Source organism: SAR202 cluster bacterium (genome assembly GCA_016872355.1).
Classification (GTDB): domain Bacteria; phylum Chloroflexota; class Dehalococcoidia; order Lucifugimonadales; family VGZY01; genus VGZY01.
Genome location: VGZY01000001.1, coordinates 104,471 through 123,247, shown reverse-complemented (window position 1 = coordinate 123,247; position 18,777 = coordinate 104,471). Strand labels below are relative to the sequence as shown.

Annotated in this window: 17 protein-coding genes and 1 tRNA gene; 6 read left to right on the top strand and 12 right to left on the bottom strand. The window is 62.8% G+C overall.

Features of this window, described 5'->3' with window-relative positions; translation table 11 throughout:
* Window positions 1-114: 114 nt before the first annotated feature.
* The 3 genes from FJ319_00600 to FJ319_00590 all read left to right on the top strand — a co-directional run bounded on the left by FJ319_00600 (window position 115) and on the right by FJ319_00590 (window position 2,808).
* Window positions 115-1,257 carry a D-2-hydroxyacid dehydrogenase gene (locus FJ319_00600; GenBank protein MBM3932801.1) on the top strand — a complete coding sequence of 381 codons (1,143 nt, stop codon included), beginning with the start codon at window positions 115-117 and terminating at the stop codon, window positions 1,255-1,257.
* A gap of 208 nt (window positions 1,258-1,465) precedes the next feature.
* The gene (locus FJ319_00595; GenBank protein ID MBM3932800.1) at window positions 1,466-2,668 is read left to right on the top strand and encodes a hypothetical protein; all 1,203 of its coding nucleotides are present in this window, start codon (window positions 1,466-1,468) and stop codon (window positions 2,666-2,668) included.
* Between the two features lie 55 nt (window positions 2,669-2,723).
* Window positions 2,724-2,808: transfer RNA gene (locus FJ319_00590), tRNA-Leu, on the top strand.
* 255 nt (window positions 2,809-3,063) lie between these two features.
* Here the strand turns inward: FJ319_00590 and FJ319_00585 are convergent.
* The 6 genes from FJ319_00585 to FJ319_00560 all read right to left on the bottom strand — a co-directional run bounded on the left by FJ319_00585 (window position 3,064) and on the right by FJ319_00560 (window position 9,447).
* On the bottom strand, window positions 3,064-3,483 hold the full coding sequence (locus FJ319_00585; GenBank protein ID MBM3932799.1) for a hypothetical protein: 420 nt from the start codon (window positions 3,481-3,483) through the stop codon (window positions 3,064-3,066).
* Between the two features lie 11 nt (window positions 3,484-3,494).
* A complete protein-coding gene (locus tag FJ319_00580) occupies window positions 3,495-3,983 on the bottom strand; it encodes a hypothetical protein (protein MBM3932798.1) in 489 nt (162 codons plus the stop codon).
* Window positions 3,980-4,768 (bottom strand): TIGR04255 family protein, encoded by a 789-nt coding sequence (locus FJ319_00575; GenBank protein ID MBM3932797.1) that lies wholly within the window; start codon window positions 4,766-4,768, stop codon window positions 3,980-3,982. The genes FJ319_00580 and FJ319_00575 overlap by 4 nt, the downstream gene beginning before the upstream one ends.
* Before the next feature lie 408 nt (window positions 4,769-5,176).
* Window positions 5,177-5,698 (bottom strand): hypothetical protein, encoded by a 522-nt coding sequence (locus FJ319_00570; GenBank protein MBM3932796.1) that lies wholly within the window; start codon window positions 5,696-5,698, stop codon window positions 5,177-5,179.
* 195 nt (window positions 5,699-5,893) lie between these two features.
* A complete protein-coding gene (locus FJ319_00565; protein MBM3932795.1) occupies window positions 5,894-7,678 on the bottom strand; it encodes an ABC transporter ATP-binding protein in 1,785 nt (594 codons plus the stop codon).
* Complete coding sequence (locus FJ319_00560; GenBank protein MBM3932794.1) at window positions 7,675-9,447, bottom strand: ABC transporter ATP-binding protein; 1,773 nt, start codon at window positions 9,445-9,447, stop codon at window positions 7,675-7,677. The genes FJ319_00565 and FJ319_00560 overlap by 4 nt, the downstream gene beginning before the upstream one ends.
* Window positions 9,448-9,747: 300 nt before the next feature.
* On the opposite strand from FJ319_00560, the gene FJ319_00555 reads away from it, so the two are divergent.
* Window positions 9,748-10,374, top strand: coding sequence for a type VI secretion system tube protein Hcp (locus tag FJ319_00555; GenBank protein ID MBM3932793.1), 627 nt, complete (start codon window positions 9,748-9,750; stop codon window positions 10,372-10,374).
* A gap of 89 nt (window positions 10,375-10,463) precedes the next feature.
* Here the strand turns inward: FJ319_00555 and FJ319_00550 are convergent, their stop codons facing one another.
* The 3 genes from FJ319_00550 to FJ319_00540 all read right to left on the bottom strand — a co-directional run bounded on the left by FJ319_00550 (window position 10,464) and on the right by FJ319_00540 (window position 13,355).
* Entirely contained in the window at window positions 10,464-11,108 is a 645-nt protein-coding gene (locus tag FJ319_00550) for a hypothetical protein (GenBank protein MBM3932792.1), read from the bottom strand.
* Entirely contained in the window at window positions 11,074-12,348 is a 1,275-nt protein-coding gene (locus FJ319_00545) for a mandelate racemase/muconate lactonizing enzyme family protein (protein ID MBM3932791.1), read from the bottom strand. Before FJ319_00545 ends, FJ319_00550 begins: the two co-directional genes overlap by 35 nt.
* Before the next feature lie 143 nt (window positions 12,349-12,491).
* On the bottom strand, window positions 12,492-13,355 hold the full coding sequence (locus FJ319_00540) for a fumarylacetoacetate hydrolase family protein (GenBank protein MBM3932790.1): 864 nt from the start codon (window positions 13,353-13,355) through the stop codon (window positions 12,492-12,494).
* A 157-nt stretch (window positions 13,356-13,512) separates the two neighbouring features.
* Between FJ319_00540 and FJ319_00535 the strand changes: the two genes are divergently transcribed.
* Both FJ319_00535 and FJ319_00530 read left to right on the top strand, forming a co-directional pair.
* On the top strand, window positions 13,513-13,743 hold the full coding sequence (locus FJ319_00535) for a DUF4160 domain-containing protein (protein MBM3932789.1): 231 nt from the start codon (window positions 13,513-13,515) through the stop codon (window positions 13,741-13,743).
* A 9-nt stretch (window positions 13,744-13,752) separates the two neighbouring features.
* Window positions 13,753-14,052, top strand: coding sequence for a DUF2442 domain-containing protein (locus FJ319_00530; protein ID MBM3932788.1), 300 nt, complete (start codon window positions 13,753-13,755; stop codon window positions 14,050-14,052).
* 158 nt (window positions 14,053-14,210) lie between these two features.
* Here FJ319_00530 and FJ319_00525 read toward each other — a convergent pair whose 3' ends face one another.
* The 3 genes from FJ319_00525 to FJ319_00515 form a co-directional block, all read right to left on the bottom strand.
* Window positions 14,211-15,080 carry a hypothetical protein gene (locus FJ319_00525; protein ID MBM3932787.1) on the bottom strand — a complete coding sequence of 290 codons (870 nt, stop codon included), beginning with the start codon at window positions 15,078-15,080 and terminating at the stop codon, window positions 14,211-14,213.
* A gap of 128 nt (window positions 15,081-15,208) precedes the next feature.
* Window positions 15,209-15,523 carry a hypothetical protein gene (locus FJ319_00520; protein MBM3932786.1) on the bottom strand — a complete coding sequence of 105 codons (315 nt, stop codon included), beginning with the start codon at window positions 15,521-15,523 and terminating at the stop codon, window positions 15,209-15,211.
* Window positions 15,524-15,775: 252 nt separating this feature from the next.
* Complete coding sequence (locus FJ319_00515; protein MBM3932785.1) at window positions 15,776-18,751, bottom strand: DEAD/DEAH box helicase; 2,976 nt, start codon at window positions 18,749-18,751, stop codon at window positions 15,776-15,778.
* Window positions 18,752-18,777: the final 26 nt, after the last annotated feature.

Below are 18,777 nucleotides of genomic sequence, written 5' to 3'. Positions count from 1 at the left end.
ACGGATTCGGTCGTGGCCCGAGCGGCCACGTACTTGCCTGGCGCCGCCGCCGCCGGGGAAGTTGGCGCCGCTTGTGCGACCCCTGTTGGCGTGGGCTGTCCTGGAGGGCCGGCCGTGGCGGTGTCGTTTTCGTCCTTCGCGCCTCCGCACGCCACGACTGCCAGAATAGAGACCGTCATGACCAGGACCAGGACTATGAGCCGTGTTTGTTCCGTGGGTGCCTGGGTTCTCTGCGCACCGCCGGACAGCAGTGTGGTGTCGTACACGGAACCGCTTACTTCGGAGATGCGCATGAAAGTCGTTATTGCCGGTAGCTGTTACCGCCCCACCGTGAAGGACTGGGCGGATGAGCTTGCGCGGGAGTTCCCGGACATCGAGTTTGTTCCGGCGGATACCGAGGAGGCGCAGAAGGCCGCTATACGCGACGCGGACGTCTACTTCGGCATACCGCCGTCCAGCGTGTTCAAGGAGGCGACCAGGCTCAAGTGGGTGCATACGTCCGCAACCGGCATCAACGGCGTTGCGGCGAAGTCGCCTGAGCTCATAGAGAGCGATGTCGTGCTCACCAACAGCAAAGGTCCGAACTCCCAGCCGATGGCAGACCACGTGTTCGCGGTGATGCTCACGATCGCACACAGGATGAACTACCTGTGGGAGGACCAGAAGACGGGAAGCTGGTCCTGGAGCTACGGCGGCAGCCTCATGAAGATGAGCGGCAAGACTATCGGCATCGTCGGCATGGGGGACGTGGGCGCCGCTGTGGCGCGGCGGGCGTTCGGTTTCAACATTAAGGTGTACGGGATAGACAAGCGCGTGCGGCCTTTCTGGTACCCCATGCCGGAGGTGGAGGCCGTTTGGACTCCCGACCGGCTGGACGACATGCTCAGAATCATCGACTGGCTGGTGATCGCCGCGCCCATCACGCCGGAGACGAAGGGCATGATGGACCGCCGGCGGATGGGCCTGCTCAAGCACGGTGCAGGCGTGGTGGTAGTCTCGCGCGGCGGCATTATCGATGAGCCGGCGCTGTACGAGGGGCTGCGCAGCGGTCGGTACTGCGGGGCGGGCATCGACGTGTGGTCCGTCGAGCCGCCGCCGGACATCTGGAAGATGCCCAACGGCGTCCTCTCCCCTCACGCCTCATTCCGCACCGCCGAGGCGTACGAGGGCCGCCGCCGCCTTTTCAAGGACTACCTCCGCCACTTCATCAACAAGGAGCCGTTCCCTTACGTGTGCGACAAGCGCGCGGGGTTCTAACTGTCCTATCGGACTACCGGGCTTTGTCGAAATATCAATTGTTAGCGCTGTAACGGCGCTGTACCCTTGATTTGGGTCCTGCTTTTGATTATCGGCGATGCACATAACGCCTAGATGGGCGTTGCCACGCCGGATGTGCAGGGCCGCGACGGTTTGGGCATTCAGTAGCCGCGTCACGATGTGGGCGCTGGGAAGACAGGGAGGCGACGTGACCGAATCTAACCCGGACAAGAACTCCCGACTCAGGATCATCGTCCTCGGGGACATGGTCAGGCGGCCCCTTGGCGATATGGTATGGGGCCCGCTCCAGTACGTGATGGGACTCTCCCGCCTTGGTCACGACGTTTGCTACCTCGTAGACAGCCTCGATTATCCCGATTGCTTCAACCCGATCCGTAACACGACGAGCGAGGACCCGGCGCACGGCCTTGCGTTCATGTCGCGAACACTAACCCGCTTCGGCCACTGGGACAGGTGGGCGTACCACTACGCACATACCGGCGCCTGGCACGGGCCGGCATCCGACCGAGTGCGCGAGCTTGCTTCGACTGCGGACGCGCTTATCAACGTCTCGGCGGTGGGAGAGCTGCGGCCGTGGCTCATGGATATCCCCGCGAGGGTGTTCGTCGACACGAATCCCGGCGCGACGCAGACGAGGATGCTGACGGACCCGGAGTTCGACGCGCGCATCGCATCGCACAACCAGTGGTCCACGTTCGGGGGGAACATCAACATGGCCGGGTGCCGGGTCCCCGCCGCCGGGATCGATTGGCGGCCTACGAGGCAGCCGGTGGTCATGGACGCCTGGCCGGTCACGCCCGCGCCGCCGCTGGGGCTCATAACCGCATTTCAGCCGTGGGAGCGGCCCGCCGCCGGCACGCGCGAGGCGGGGCGAGGGCCGGCACCGGAGAACCTGTTCAAAGTGATGGACCTTCCCGAAGCAACGGGCGCTGCCCTGGAAGTGTTGTTGCGCGGACCGGACGCTCCGCGGGGCTTCTTCGAAAGCCGCGGGTGGCGGGCGAGGGACGCGCTGGACGTGTCGCTCGTGCCCATGTCCTACCAGCGGTACGTCCATGAGTCACGCGCGGCCCTGTGCGTCGCGACTCCGGCGCAGGCGTGGTCCAACAGCGGCCGGTTGCCGGCGGGCGCGGAGGTGTTCCTTGCGAGCGGCCGCCCGGTGATGGCGCAGGACACGGGGCTCTCCAGCCGGCTCCCAGTGGGCGAGGGCCTGCTGGCATACGCGTCGCCGGAGGAAGCGGCAGAATGCGTTCGCGATGTGAACGGCAAATACGCCCGACACAGCGGGGCGGCGCGAGAGTTGGCGGAGGCGTACTTCGATTCGCGCAGGGTGCTTTCTGAGATGCTGGAGGCGGTAACCAGCAGGGCGCCGATAGGAGCGCCCGTCCGTTAGCCAGCCGTGACACCCCCATGGCGCCGCGATATAATTATGTTTGCCTCGGTCCAAAGGGGGAGTGTCGAAATTGGCAGACGAGCAAGACTTAGGATCTTGTGCCGCAAGGCGTCCGGGTTCAAGTCCCGGCTCCCCCACCAGGGCATCATACAGCCACGCAAAGCTCTTCGCGCGAATGCGATAGACATCGGGCGCGGAACGTCCTCGCATTTATGGTACGAAGGGCGACATTCCGGCTCTTCCGAGATAACTCCGCCTGTCACGGTTAATGCATGGGTAGTTTGGATGGGTACGTGTTCGGGGTTCGGCCCTTCATTAATCAGATGATATCTCGACATGGGCTGCACTGCGGCCAGAGATTCCCTTTTTGGCAGGAACTCCGGCTGACGATGCGGTCATTCACGCAGCCGTACCTTCGAAGACATGGCGAGAAAGCTCTGAATCATCTTCCGCTCAGGACCAGGTGTGTCGCGCTTTAGAAGGATATTCCCGTGGTACTTGTTGTCCGGCTTTTCCGCTCTTTCGTACTGAATCCGCTCACCGACTGCGTGATGGCTCTTAAGCTGGTCGAGCGCTGACCGCGGAAATACGGCAACGCCCGCCTTGAACTGCAACTCCCCATTGGACTTGGTCTGGATAAGCGCTACGGCAACCGCGCCTTCGTCATCGTACCAGTTAATGGATTGTTCAACGCAGCCGTCTTGACGTGCCATTGGCGGTTCGTCAAATTCAAAGGCGTGCGCGGCAGGGAGTCCCAGCTTCGTCACGTATGAAACGTTCAGTAAGCCGCGGACACATTGATCAGGGAACTGCACTTCGAGAAGCCTTATGTGGAAAAGATTACTGTTGTTATCAGCGACGATAGAATACCCCGGAAATCGGCGGTCAAAAGGTCGGATGCTTTTATTCCACCAACCCGTGAAGTGCTGACTACGAACCAACCGGAATTACGGGAGTCCTTCTCGATTCCGATCCCAACGCGGAACTCGGGCAATGCCCATTCCAGAAGGAGAGAGCCGTCATCCAGAAGCGCTGCTTCCATCTCGGGGAGATTACTCTTGTCTCCGGCGCTGTGCGTGAGAATGTTGTGAAGACTGGTCAATATCTGTCTAGCTTGGTCTGCAACAGCCCCGTTTTCAAGACTGTTAACAAGTCGCCAAGCCGATCGAAGTGGATTGTCGGTTCCCAATGGCATCGTTGGCTGAATATAGCCACCAAATGTCTGATCCGACGGCAAATAAGCCTCGGTAGACCCAATGGAGACGACACTGTCGCTAGTTCCACCACCGTCTATTTTCTGGATGGAAAGGTTCATATAGGGGTTGGCTCCATCGCCTCATGCAACTTATCTGTAATGCACCATCGCAGCAAACTATGAGCTTTTGCATGCAGAGAATCCAGAAGGCTCTCGCCCTCGTCTCGGGGGATTTGACCAACGGCGAAGAAATCACTATCGATCTCAAATTGCTTGGACATAGATTCTTGGAGGCTAGAGAACCGAGTCTGCAGGCGCACCATGCCATTATCCAAGTCCAGGCGGATATCCGCTCTACTTTCGGATGCCATGACGTCGTCGGCCAATTGGGCTGAGCCGAGAGATCCAAGAACATTCGGACTTAGCAACTCTGACCATGGGACTTCGTCGAGCCCGAGAGCAGCCTTGTCAAAAACATCGAAGTACCTAAGACCAACACGTGTGAAGTACTCAGGTGCGTATACTGCCCTAAGGGCTGTCAGCGGTAGCGTCAAACTTTCTTTGAACCGCTCCCACGAATCGTAGTCCTCCGTTGACAGAGCCATGAAAGTTCTGGTCAAGTTGACTTTCCACCGTCCGTCTTCGGAGACGAACTCGTAATTCTTCATCAGTGACGGGGCCAAGCGCACCATGTTTGAAACAAGGTTAATTTGTGAACCGTCCGGAGCGTCGAGTGTCAACTCCGACTTATCTATGAGATTCGGGAAGCCCGATTTGATGTGCTCTTGGAAAGGTGCCGGCACCTCGGCATCGACCCGCAGAATAGGCGAGAACCGAAGCTGGCAGACAACGCGCTTCAGAGGCTTTTTGCCATATCGAACCCGCTTCACAGTTGGAAAAGGCATAGACTACCCGCTTTCGTGCTCATCACTTTAAGGCGGAGGTTGGTGCAAGGAGCTAACGACACCGACGCACAACTTCGGGCGCTGTGAGAGGGTCTTTGGCCTATGTTACATCGGCCTGTGGGCAAGTAACGAAGTATTGACTTTGAGATCACATGCCAAATAGCGTACTTCAGCGCTGGCTTCGAAAACAACGACAGTTCGTGATGCGGACAGATGGCAGTTTGCTAAACCTGTTTTAACAGACGGTACAACTGTTCTGTCACGATGGTGGCGCTTGGCGGCAAATAGGCGTGTTTGAGAACTTCGACCTCAGTCGGTAGCGAATGGGAATGGGGTCGTTAGCTGGCAAGCCTTGAGGGTGACGGCCCAGCCGTCATCCTCCCTGTTTGTCTTTGGTCTATTCAGTTGTTAGTCAGCGCCTGCGTAGCCGTGAGCGGGCCTGATGGCCGGGGCTGCCCTGGCGACCTTCTCCTCGGCCGGGACCCTGATGAAGTACAGGCCCGGTACGCCTACCACCAGCGTGGCAAACCCGATCAGGAGAATCAGTGCGCCGCTGCCCATCGCAAGGTCCGCCACACCAAGGGCCAGGACTGAGAGGCCAAGGGCCGCCTGGAGCCCTGCGCCGTTGAAGTAGCTCTGGCGGTTCGGGTCCTCGCGGGCCAGTGTCTGGAACGGGCCATGCCGGCCGAGTGTGTGGAGCTTGATCACGTCCGCCTGGGCCTGGGCCGTCTTTGCGTCCTGGACCAGCGTGTTGGCCGGGACTCCGAACTTCTCTGCGTCTGCGCTGGTGTAGACCTGCTGCTCTATGAGCCTGTCTTTGATCTCACCTCTTGCCTGGTAGCCCATGTACACGAACGTCGCCCCGATGCCAATGAACGCGATGCCGAATACCGCCGCCGCTACCCATAGAAGATTCCTGATCGTCTTCATTTTGGTCCTCCCTGGACACTGTTGCTTTGTGGTTTCGATTTGCTGTTTGACACCAGCCACACTGCACAATGTCAGAATAGCCCCCGCCACGTGCACAGCCCGTGATGACGAAGCCCGCCGTGCATGCCGAACGCATGAAGAATTTTGCAGGGATGACGAGGGGTTGTGAAGAGGAAGTCCCGGCGTGTGAAGATTCTATGAAGACGAAGCTGCGGACCGGCTCTCATCGCGCTCGCCGGTCCACAGGCGGCGCATCTCCTCGCTCGTCTCAAGCAGCGCGTCCAGCGTTCCCTCAGCTTCAATGCGGCCGTCGCGCATGACGCCGATATGGTCGGCGCGACGGAGCGCAGGGCGGCGGTGGGAGACGACGAGGGCGGTCACGTCCGGGCGCTGGAACAGGCGCTCCCAGAGGAGCTGCTCGGTGACGACGTCCAACCCGCTTGAGAGGTCGTCGAATACCAGTAGCTCGGCGTCGCGCACGAACATCCGAGCGGCGGCCGAGCGGCGCAGCTGGCCGCCGGAGAGCTTCACGCCGCGGGGGCCCACAAGGGTGTCCAGACCGGCCTCCAGCTCCGGCACATCGCCCTCCAGGACGGCGTAGTGCAGGGCGGATTGCAGGCCCGCACCGTCCTCCGGGACGCCCATCAGGATGTTGTCGCGCAGGGACTCGCTGAACAGTCGCGGCGCTTGGGCGGTGTAGGCGCAGCGCGGCGGGACGAAGTGCTTGTCCGGCTCCTGCACAAGCTCGCCGTTCCAGTAGACCTCCCCGGACTCCTTCGTGAGGATGCCCAGCAGCACGCGCAGGAGGGTGCTCTTCCCTGCCCCAATGCGGCCGGTGATCACGGTGAAGGTGCCGCGCTCCACGCGGAGGTTGATCCCGTCGATGCCGTTCGCGGACCCGGGGTAGTGGTAGGTAAGGCCGCGCGTCTCGACAAGCGCCAGCCGGTCGCGCGCAGACTTCTCAACCACGGGCACGGTAGGCAGCGCGCCGCTGAGGTACACCGGCGCGTGCTCTACCAGCTTGCCCGGCGGGGCGCTGTGCATCACGCGGTCCATGCGGTCGAAGGCCACCTCCGTCTGCCGGAACTGGGTCACCAGCCTGCCCACCTCCTGGTTCAGCCAGCCGATAAAGCCGAAGTAGGAGACGAAGAGGGCGAAGTCGCCGACGGTGAAGTCGCCGGAGCGGATGGACTGCGCGGCGAGGATAAGCACGAAGCCCGTGCCGAAGCCGATCGTGATGTCCCACATCGAGCCCAGTACGCCGTTCAGGAACGTGTCTTTGATTGTAACGGTGCGGCGCTTGTTGTTCAGGTCGATGAACCGCTCGATGACACGCTCCTCGGCGCCGGCTACCTTTATAGATTCCACCGACCCGAAGACCTCGCCGATGAAGCCCGTGACGTCGCCGGTGGCCTTACGGTTGGCCTTCCTCAGGCGCTTGATGTGCCGCAGGGCGATGCTGAGGCTGGCGGTTATGAGCACCAGCGGCATAAAGACGGCCAGCGTCACCAGCGGGCTGATGCGCAGCATGATGTAAACGGCGACGACGACGTATATGAGCAGCGGGACGACGAAGCTGAGCCGGTTCAGGTACTGCGCCGTCGATTCGGCGTCCTCCCGGAAGCGGCTGACGGCCTCGCCCGGGGAGTCCGGCAGGGAGGCCCCCGCCGGCCGGTCCAGCACGTGGCTCAGCATGTTCCTGAGCAAAAGGGATGTGAACGTGAAGATCGCCCGCGGCGTGAGGATGGAGCCGATGAGGTTGGTGAAGAAGCGCATCGTTCCAAGGCCCACCATCAGGGCGCAAAGGGTATATACGTCGAAGCCGGCAGGCTGGTCCGCCGAGAGTGTGTCAAATATGGCCCTTGTCGTGAGGGAGACTGAATGGGGGATTACTACAAGCCCCATGGACCTCGAGAGCAGCAGGAGCACGAAGCCCGGATGGAAGCGGAGGAGCGTCCACAGTCGGCTGAAGGTGCTCACGAAAGCACCTCCTCGAGGCCCGTCTTGAGGAGCCGAGCGAAGCGGGAGGAGGGGTCCGCCGCGAGCGCCCGGCGGTCGCCGTGCTCCACGATGCGGCCCTGCTCCAGGACCATGATCCGGTCGCAGCGCTGCACCGTGGCAAGATGGTGGGCGATGATGATCACGGTGCGGCCTCGCGCCAGCCTGTCCACCGCCCGCTCGATCATCTGCTCCGTGCCGCGGTCCAGTCGCGACGACGCCTCGTCCAGGATTACGACCCCGGCGTCACGCAGGAAGACGCGCGCAAACGCCAGCAATTGCCCTTCGCCTGCGGAAAGGCCGCTGCCGCCGCTGGAAAGCTCGGAGTCCAGCCCGTTCGGAAGGGACTCGTACCAGCGCGACAGGCCCAGGCTGTGGATGACCTCAATCATCCGCTCGTCAGGTATCGATGGGTCGAAGAAGGTCAGGTTGTCACGCACGGTCCCCTGGAAGAGTCGCACGTCCTGCGTCACCAGCTTCACCCGCTCCCGCAGCGCTCCCACCTTGAGCTCGCGCACGTCCCTGCCGCCCACGCGGACCGCGCCGGACGAAGGGTCGTACAGCCGCAGGAGCAGGCGCGTCATCGTCGTCTTGCCGCTGCCGGTGCGGCCCAGGAGGCCGAGGACCGTCCCGGGAGCGAGAGTGAAGCTGACATCGTGCAGGACAGCCTCGCCCTCGCCGTAGGAAAACGAGACGCGGTCAAATTCGACTGCGAGCGGCCCGGTCGATACGTCGGCCGACGGCCCGTCCGGCACCTTGCTTTGCGCCTGGGTGAGCTCCACAACGCGCGAGATGCTGGTGGTGGCGCGCTGGAAGCTATCGAGCTGCGAGGTGAGGCTGTTGATCGGCCACACGAGAAGGCTCGTGTAGTAGAGGAACAGGTAAACGGTGCCGATAGTAACATCGCCGTTGATGTACAGGTACGCTCCCACACCGAGCGACAGGGCGTTGCCGAAGATAAGCATCATGATTGTGGAGCCGAACATCATGCTGCCCATAAGATCGGACATGCGGTACTTGCGGTACCACGTGCGCATTAGCTCGTGGAAGCGGCGCATGACGTACGGTTTGGCGTTGTTGGTGCGGATATCCTCCGTGCCTGAAAGGCGCTCCTCAAGGAAGCCGAAGGTCTGGGCGCTCGCCTCGCGCTCCGCCTTCCAGTACGGAGTGGCAATGTTGCGAAGCGTGAACAGCACCGCCATGCATACGCCGGCGAAGAGCGTGAGCGCCAGTCCGGCCCGCCAGTCTTCCCTTGCTACGAGCACCAGCGCTCCGCCAAGCAGCAGCACGCTCCCGAGGATGTCGATCACGAAGCGGGAGAAGAAGCTTCCGAGCTGGGTAGGATCGCCGTCGATGCGCTCTATCATCTCGCCCGGCGTCCGGCTTTTGTGGAACGACATATCCAGCCGCAGGCAGTGTCGCGCAAGGTCGTTGCGCAGGTTGTTTGTCGCCGTCCACCCCACCTGGGCGCTCGTGTAGTCGGCGAACACGGATACGACCTGGGCGACGATTGTGATGCCGATGAACGCTGCGCCGGCGCTGAAGAGCGCGCTGTTCTCGCCGCCCGCGCGGGCGGTGTCGATGAAGTACCTGACGATCTGCGGCTGAATAAGGTACAGAGCCGTGCCGCCGAGCAGCAGCGCGCCCATCAGGGCCACCATGGCGGCCTGGGGCCGCATGTACCGCGAGACCAGGTCGGCGTAGTGCCTGGGCCGCACGATAACCTTATCGTTTGGTTTTTCGACAGCCATCCCGGCCATTTACCTGGTTACCTTGTTTGGCTTAACGCTCGTTCCCCTATTATGCGTCATGCATCGAGGCAAGTACGACCACGGCACGTAAGTACACTACCTACGCGCGGCTGCACATCCGCCTTACGGGGAATGGACCAGTCCGAAAAGACTATGCCATATAGGGTGAAACACTCATGCGCGACCCTCTGGACCCTGCATAGACTGTGGTGGTGTGGCTTATAGGGTTGATTTAGTACAAAAGGGGAGAGTATGCGTGTTTCTGTGCGGTTAGGAGTGGCGGCTATTTTGATGGCGGTTATGGCCGTGGCCGCGTTCGGCGGCGGCTATTTTTCAAGCGGTGTGCCGGAGGTCAGTGCGGCCCAGTTCGAAACACTTGCACGGGGCGTTGTGACCGAGCACGCGCAGGCGACCGGCGATGTCGACGGGTCCGACGGCAGCACCAGGGCGGCGGTGGACTACTTCCTGAAGATCGACGGCATTCCCGGCGAGTCTTCGGATGAGAAGCACAGGGGCGAGATCGAGCTGGAGTCCTGGAGCTGGGGCGAGACGAATATGGGCACGCACGCCGGCGGCGGCGGCGGTGGGGCCGGCAAGGTAAGTATGCAGGACTTCCACTTCACAATGAAGTCCAGCAAGGCATCCCCCATGCTCATGCTTGCATGCGCAACGGGCCAGCACATCAAGCAGGCGACCCTCTTCGTGCGCAAGTCCGGCGGCGACCAGCAGAAGTATATGAAGATCACGCTCTCGGACGTCCTTGTAAGCTCATTCCAGATCGGCGGCCAGGGCGGGGACATCCCGACCGACCAGATCAGCCTGAACTTCACGAAGATCGAGTTCGAGTACAAGCCGCAGAAGCCTGACGGCTCTCTCGACGCCCCCGTCAAGGCGGGCTACGACCTGAAGATGAACAAGAAGCTTTAGGACCCGAGTTAGGATAGGCTTTGAGAAAAAGGCGCCGGTATCATCCGGCGCCCTTTTCTTTTGACCTGCCTTTTGATTTGTAGCGACGGTCAGGACAGCGACCTCACCACCCCATCTGCCAGGGCGGCAATTCCTCGGCGGGCGACCGTAATGGGACGGTAGGCGCGGTAGGGAACGGTCTGCTTGTGCGGGATGGGGGTGGACGACCACACGACGATTATGTCTGCCCAGTTGGCGTTGGCGTCTGCCCGCTTCGTGTCCGTGTAGTCGCCAGCGAAGACGAACCGGGCCTCGACGGCCTGGGGGAGAAGCGAGGTGAGCTTCGTCTTCATCTCCGGTGTGCCGCCTATGATGATGAGGCGGCTCTTCCCTGCCCTGGCCATCGCCTCGGCCATCTCGCGAACGGCGCGGGCGTTCTCAGAGCCGCCGCAGACGGAGCAGAACTCCCGCGCGCCGACGACGATAGTCTTTGGCGCGCCCGCCTGTGATTGCCCCCACGCCGCCGCACCGGCCCGTAGCGCTGCCTCCGCCGCCTCGCGGCACTTGTCGCGCCCGCAAACAAGGACGAAGCGCTCCGAGAGCAGCGCCTCGATCTTCGGGGCTTTGGAAAGCTGAATGCGGCTCTTCCGTGGGTTGGTGAGGCTGGCTTCGATCATCGCGGCGAGGGCGGCCGCCGCGGCTTCACCGGTGAAGCCGTACTCAGCCAGCAGGGCGGTCGTTTCCTGGTCTTCCATGGAGGGCGCACTCCCGTCTTCCGCGTCCTGATTCACCCACTATAACGCGGCGAACGGGAATCCGATATGCCTCCCAGTTCGTGAACGCGCCGTCACTGCGGCGGAGGAGCGGAGGCCACCCGCCGGGCTCCGCGCGGCGCGACTCCGCGACCGCCATGTCGATGTCTACGCCCAAGCCGGGGGTGTCCTGGGCGAAGGCGTAGCCGTCCTTCCACCCCACCTGCACGGGGAAGAGGTCAAGGTCCAGCGTGCCGGGCTGCTTCGGCATCTCCTGCACGCCCACGTTCGTGGAGGCCATGCACAGCGTCACGCACGCCGCCGCGCTCACCGGGCCAAGCGGGTTGTGCGGAGCGATGTCGATGTAGTGCGTCTCGCAGGCGTGGGCGATCTTGAGCGACTCCGTGAGGCCGCCGACGTTGCACACGTCGATCCGGGCGTAGCTGATTAGCTCCTCTTCAATTACGGTGCGGAGCTGCCACTTGCTCGACCACTGTTCCCCCGCCGCGATCGGCAGGCGGACCTGGCGGGCTAGTGTGCGGTAGCTCTCCGGCCCCTCGGAACGAAGGGCGTCCTCTATAAAGAAGGGGTTGTACGGCTCCAGCAGGCGGAAGAGCGTCGCGGCGTGGGCGGTGTCCAGCCGCGTGTGGGCGTCGATGCATATCTGGATGTCCGGCCCCACGGCCTCGCGGACGTTCGCCGCCATGTCGCGGCAGAGCATGACTGCGCGCGCGGGGTCCAGCGTGCCCGGCCCGCCTGCGCCCAGGTTGCCGTCTGCGTTCGTCTCCGGCACATCAAACCTTACGAACTTCCAGCCGGCGTCCACCGCGCGCCTGCAGTTGTCCACGAGCGAGCGCATGTCCTTGCCCTGCGTGTGGGGGTAGCAGACGACCCTGTCGCGCACAGGGCCGCCGAGAAGCCTGTACACCGGCATTTTGAGCGCCTTGCCCTTGATGTCCCACAGGGCAATATCGATGGCGCTGATGGCGCAGCTATAGACGCCGTCCGCCGGGTTGAACGAGCCCCGGAACATGTGCTGCCACAGGCGCTCCGTGCTGAACGGGTCCTCGCCGACGAGAATCTCAGATAGCTGCGCCATCGCCTGCTCTATCGCCTTGCCCCATCTACCCTTCCCCACCTCACCGAGGCCGTATATGCCAGCGTCCGTGTCCACGCGCACCATAAATAGCTTCCGGCCGACATCGCTCTTGACGCACATGCTCGTCAGCTTCGTGATCTTCATTTCAGAAACTCCTCAATTCCGGCCCATGGGACGGATTATGGACGAAATCCCAGCTATGCGCCATAGGAAGATCACCCCACTTCAAACAAAGACCAGCCGGGCATCGATCGATGCCCGGCCGGTTGCCGACTACTGACTACTGACTACGACGCCTTCACGACCGGGTTCGTCAGCTTCCCAACTCCCTCGACGACGCCCTCGATGACGTCGCCGGGCTGGAGCATCTTCTCGCCCTCGCCGGCCTTCGCAAGCGCAACGCCGGTGGCGATAAGGTCGCCGGGTTCGAGCACGCACATTTTCGAGATGTACTCGATCTGGCGGCCGATGTCGAAGATCATGTTGCTGGTGCTGGAATCGATGCGGAGCTCGCCGTTGACGTAGGTCTTGAGCGAGAGCTTGTGGGGATCGGCGATCGAGGCCTTATCGACAACCCACGGGCCGACGGGGCAGTGGCCGTCCAGCCACTTGCCGTTCAGCCAGTCGAAGTAGTAGACGTTCTCCCTCTCCTTGGCGAAGTTAAGGCTGCGCGAGGAGACGTCGTTGATGATCGTGTAGCCGAAGACGTGGTCGAGCGCCTTCTCCTTCGAGATATTGCGTCCCGGCTTGCCGATGACGACGCCGAGCTCGATCTCCTGGATAAGGCTCGTTGTGACGGGGAAGTAGGATATGGCCTCGTCCGGGCCAACCATCGCGCTGGAGGGCTTGATGAAGAACTTGGGCGTATCCCTGTCCAGGTTTACTTCCTTGCGCTTGTCCGTGGGGTGGTAGTTGGCGGCGAGGCAGAGGATCTTGCCCGGCCTGCCCACGGGAGCGAGCAGCTTCACCTTCTTGAGGTCGTGGGTGACCGTCGCCGCGGATGCCACCTGCCGCAGGCCGGCCGTGTCCAGCAGCGTCAGCACGCCAAGGTCGCCGCCCGACCCCGGCACCTCGGAAATCTTGTCCCCGCGCACGATGATACCCACCGCGGGCGCCTTCGCCCCCGGCGCAAGATAACGAACGATTCGCATCGGACCCTCCTGCAAGTCAAGTACAGTCTGACGCAGTATCTTAAAGGGATTGGCATGGGGAGTCAAATTCAATAGCCAATATCGCCGCGCGCCCGATTCCTATAACATAGTGAGTGCAATGCCAGAGATAGCGCGCTTCTTCGGGATAATAATCAGGATGTACGCAGAGCCCGGCGGACAGCACCACGGTCCGCATCTGCATGCCTATTACCAGGAGAATGTTGGGATATATGCTATCGACTCCATTGGGCTTATCGGCGGCAGCCTGCCCAAACGCCAGCATCGTTTCGTAGAAGCATGGGCGGAGCTGCACCAGGACGAGTTGATGAAGAACTGGGAACGCCTGCAATCCGGCCGATTACCGATGAAGATTGAGCCGCTCAAGTAGGAGATCCGAATGTCGCATCCAATCCACAGGGTTACCGCCTTCGAGCATCTGGGCGCATACTCTCTCCTGGTGCGCTTCAGCGACGGCAGTTCGCAGGCCATAAATTTCCTGCCCGTCCTTGCCGGGGAGATTTACGGCGAGCTGCGTAACCCCGACCTGTTCGGCCAGGTCCGCATTGATCCCGAAGTCCACACGCTCGTGTGGCCCAATGGCGCCGACTTCGACCCGGCGACGCTTCATGACTGGCCGGAGCATTTGCCTGCCCTGAGGGCGATGGCCCAAAAGTGGGCTGCGCACAAGGCGGGTTGATCCTACAATTTGAATCGCGCCCGTTCACAGGACAGATGATTCTTCCCGGGGCGGCGGCGACGAGGGAGAGCATTAAGGTCAGAATTGGCAAAAACACAGGGAGGGCCGGATTTCCGGCCCTCCCTGTTGTTACAAACGGTCTAAGCTACGTCTCGCGCTCAGTATGCCAGCGCGGCTGGGACGTTGAGGATGCCCTCGCGAACGCCGTCGAAGGAGTAGCCGCCTGTGGGGGAGTTCAGGGGCGCGGTGCCCTTGCGCGAGGCGGTGGCCGTGATTGCTGTCCTGACCTGCGCGGGAGAGAGGCTGCCGCCCTTGTCGTCCGCCCGGTCCCACATCAGTGCGATTGCGCCGGCCACGTGAGGGGCCGCCATGCTTGTGCCGTACATCTTCACTGTGCCGCCGCCGCGGGCGAGCGACAGGATTCCGTCTGCTGTGATGGTGCAGCCCTTGAGGTCTTCCTTCGTCTCACCAGGGGCGGAAATGGCTACGGCCGTTCCGTCAGACGTGAAGAGGGATGCAGTGTCGGCCGCTATCGCGCCGTTGCACGCGCCCTTGCCGGGCGTGCCGGCCTCCGCTGTCGTGCTGCCCACGGCGATAGCCTCGGCGAACTTCGCGGGGACCTGGGCGTTGGCCTCCAGCGCTGCGTCGTTGCCGGCGGCGACGACGACCGTAATGCCTGCGGCATTCACCGCTGCCACTGCAGCCTGCATGGCGGAGTCATCGGACGAGGCCAGCCTACCCAGGCTCATATTGGCAACCCGGATGCGTGGCGTTACCTTGTTCTCGTTCGCCAGCACCCAGTCCAGGCCGGCGATCACCGCCGAGTCCGCACCGGAGCCCTTGTGGAGGACGCGGACTGAATACACGGTGGCGCCCGGCGCGACGCCGACCACGCCGGTCGTGTTGTTCATAGCAGCGGCTATTCCCGCAACGTGGGTGCCGTGGCCATTGTCGTCCTGGCAATAGGCCGACGTTGTGCCGTAGGCGGAGAAGCACGTGGAGGAGACACGAATGTCTGCGTTGCTCATGTCAATGCCGGTGTCGATGATTGCGATGCCGATCCCAGCGCCGGTATGGCTCAGCGTGCCGGGAGCTGCGCCGATGCGCTTGACGCCGGCGGGAACGACCTGGGACGAAGACGGGCCGCCCGAGCCCTTTACGGGTTTCCCGAGGATGGTGACTTCAAGGTCGGGAGTGACTGAAAGGACGCTGGGATCATTCTGAAGGGCCTTGACCCTTCCGGGGGGGGCACCTTCGCCGAGAAGCCGTTGAAAACGGCCTGGTAGCGGTGGCCGCGGTCAAGCTTGTGGGTCGCGGCGACCTTATCGGCCGAGGCGCCGGCCTTGAGGACGACGATATAACTGTCCAGGACGTGGTCGCCGGGAACGCCGGACGGCGGGTCCGCCGAAACGTTCGCAACGCCCAGAAGGGCAAATGAGAGGGCCAGGATACCGGCTATGATTCGCTTCATGTTCCCCCCAATCGAAATATGCGGACTTGTCCGCATCGCCGGCCACCTTCGCCAGCCCGACTCATAGAGCGTAACAGGCAAATATCCCCACCGCCCATCTATCTTTCTCTATATCGACAGTCAAGAAAGTCCCATTCGAACGCGAAGCTATGGGGTGTGGGTATATACCGTATTTATACGATACCCACAAACACTGGCGCAGACCAGCGCCTCAGATTGGCCATTACGTACGTGGTTTGTGCGAGGGGACCACTACCCTATCCACGCCCGGATCTCGCGGCCGAGGTCGGAAGCCTTGCAGGCGCGAAGCGTCGCCGGCGGGAGAGAGCGGATGAAGTCGCGGCCGTACTTCTTCGAGATGACCCGCTTGTCCAGGATGATTGCGACGCCCCTGTCCGTCTTGCGGCGGATGAGGCGGCCGAACCCCTGGCGGATGCGGAGGATCGCCTGCGGCATGGCGTACTCCATGAACGGGTTCTCGTAGAGCTCCGAGCGAGCGGAGAAGACGGGCTCCGTGGGAACCGAGAACGGCAGCTTGGCGACGATGAGCACCTTGAGCAGGTTGTCCGGGATGTCGACGCCCTCCCAGAAGCTGGCGGTGCCCAGGATGACCGACTTCGGGTTGTCTATGAATTTCTGGATGAGCTGGTGCGGCGTGCCGTCCGCTCCCTGCGCCAGCACGTCCACGCCCATCGTCTGCATGGGGCCGCGCAGGGCGGCCGCGGTGGACTGCAGCGCGGCGTGGGAGGTGAATAGCGCCATCGTGCGGCCGCTCGCCGCCGTGGCCGCATCTGTGACCGCCCTCTCCACCACCGACTGGTACGCCCACTCGGAGGGCTCCGGGATGTCCTGCGGCACGCACAGTAGCGCCGCGAGAGGGTAGTCGAACGGCGAGCCCAGCAGCACGTCTTTAGAGTCCAGGAAGCCCGTGCGCTCGCGGATGTGGTCGAACGTGCGGTTCGTGCTTAGCGTCGCGCTCGTGAAGATGACGGACTCCTTCTGGCTATACAGGAGCGTCTCGAGCTGCTCGCCCACGTGGAGCGGCGCGGCGTACAGGGTGATGTTGCTGTTCCTGCGATTCACGGTCACCCAGTAGATGCCGTCGTCCTCCGGCTTCGAGAAGTACTCCGCCAGGTGCAGCCTGATCTCCGCGGTGCGCTGGACGGCGTTCGCGACCTCGAAGGTCAGCGCCTCGTAGTCCACCAGCTTCGCCTGGTCCAGCCCCTCGAGAGTCTTCCCCAGCGACTGCAGCTCTTTGTCCAGTTGCGAGAGGTACACGTCCGCGTTCTCCCACATCGTCGAGAGCCGCATCCACTCCGGCTTGCCGCGCGTGGATGGGGTGACGCGCAGGTCCTGCCCGGACTCGCCGCCGGTGGCCTCGCCGATGACGGAGTGCATGGCGGAGAACATCGCGGCCTGGGACTCGCGTATGCCCGGGAGGAGCGCGCCGATATTGCTTGCCGCCTCTTCCACCGACTTGCGCCTCGTCTCCGCCGCCTTCGAGCCTCTGAAGGCCGTCACCGCCTGGTTGATGAGGCCCTTGTCGCCGCCGAGCGTCTGCAGGTGGTCGTCGATCGCCTGCTGGCCCACCTCGAAGCCCAGGTGCTTCGTCGCCTCCTCCTCCAGGTGCTGCGCCTCGTCGACGATCAGGATGTCGTACTCCGGGATCAGCGCGCTGCCGGCGATGAGGTCCGTCATGAGGAGCGCGTGGTTCACGACGGTGATATGCGCGCCCGCGGCCCGCTCTCGCGCGGCGCGGAGGAAGCACACGCCGTTCATGCCGTTGCAATCGCGCGCGCCCTGGGCTGACAGCCTCTCCCACGGCATAGACGCGTTGCGGTGGCCCAGGTTCAGCTCATTGCGGTCGCCGGTCTGCGTCGTTCGGAGCCACATCAGCACCTTCGCCATCATGCGGGCCTCATCGTCAGCAAGGCTGTCTGCGCCGCGCATGTGCGCCCACTTCTTGAGGCACAGGTAGTTGGAGCGGCCCTTGAGGAGCGTGTAGTGGAACTCCGACTCCGAGAAGCCGTCCACGCCGGAGAGCGCCTTCACGAGCGTGGGAATGTCCTTGTTGAGAAGCTGCTCCTGCAGGTTGATCGTGTTGGTGGAGATAACCACGCGCTTGTTGTTGGCCACGGCGTACATCGCCGCCGGGAGGAGATATGCGAGCGACTTTCCGGTGCCTGTGCCGGCCTCCACGATCAGGCGCTCACTGTCGTTGATTGCCTTTGCGACCGCGCGGGCCATGACGATCTGCTCCTGCCGCTCCTCGAACGCCGGCATCTCCTGCGCCATGGGGCCGCGGCTGCTGAGCGCCCACTCCACCTGCTCGATGTCGATGGGCTTCATCTCGGAGTTCGCCTTGAGCGCCTTGAGGTGCTTGATCCGGTCCTTGATATCGCGGATATCGTAGCCCGTCACACCGATGTAGGAGGGGGGCTCCTGCTTGTCCGCTCCGCCCGTCCCTTCTTTCCTCTCCCTCAGGGAGAGGCCTTCGGCGCTCCGGCCGAAGGGTGAGGGTGTGGTTCGTGCCATGCGGCGGATGAAGTGGGATAGCACCCAGTTGGACTTCGCCGCCAGCCGCTCCATCTCCGCCAGCGTGAAGGGGTCCAGTCCGCATGCTATGTCCGCCAGCTTGAGGAAGAGTTGCCGCGCCGCGTCTGCGTCCGCCACCGCCCTGTGGGCGCGTCCGGTATCCAAGCCAAAGTAGGCGGCCAGCTTGCCAAGCGAGTACTCGCGCTGGCCCGGCAGGAGCATGTACGCCATGTCCCAGGTATCGCAGCGGGTGTTGGAGAAGCGCAGCCCCTTTTGGTTGAGGAAGCCCAGGTCGAACTGCACGTTGTGGCCCAGGAGGGGGTTGTTGCCGACGAACACGGCCAGGTCGCGGGCCACCTGCTGGAAGAGCGGCGCGCCGTCCACCTCCGCCTGCGTGATGCCGGTGAAGCTCCGGATGAACGGCGGGAGCTGCCGGCGCGGGTTCACGAGCGACTGGAAGGTGTCGAGCACCTCGCTCCCCCGGAACTTGACCGCGCCGACCTCGATGATCTCGTCGCTCTCGGACTCCAGGCCGGTCGTTTCCAGGTCTATGGCCACCCACACGTCATCGAGGGGGGATGTCTGCTGTGGGGGAAAGAGGGTCATGCGCGGTCCTGGGCGGAGGTTCTCCTTCGAATGATACCTGCCTTCAGGGCGCCCCTTCAAGCATAAATGTTCGATGGGCGGACACATCAGACCAGTCCGACACGTCAGACCTC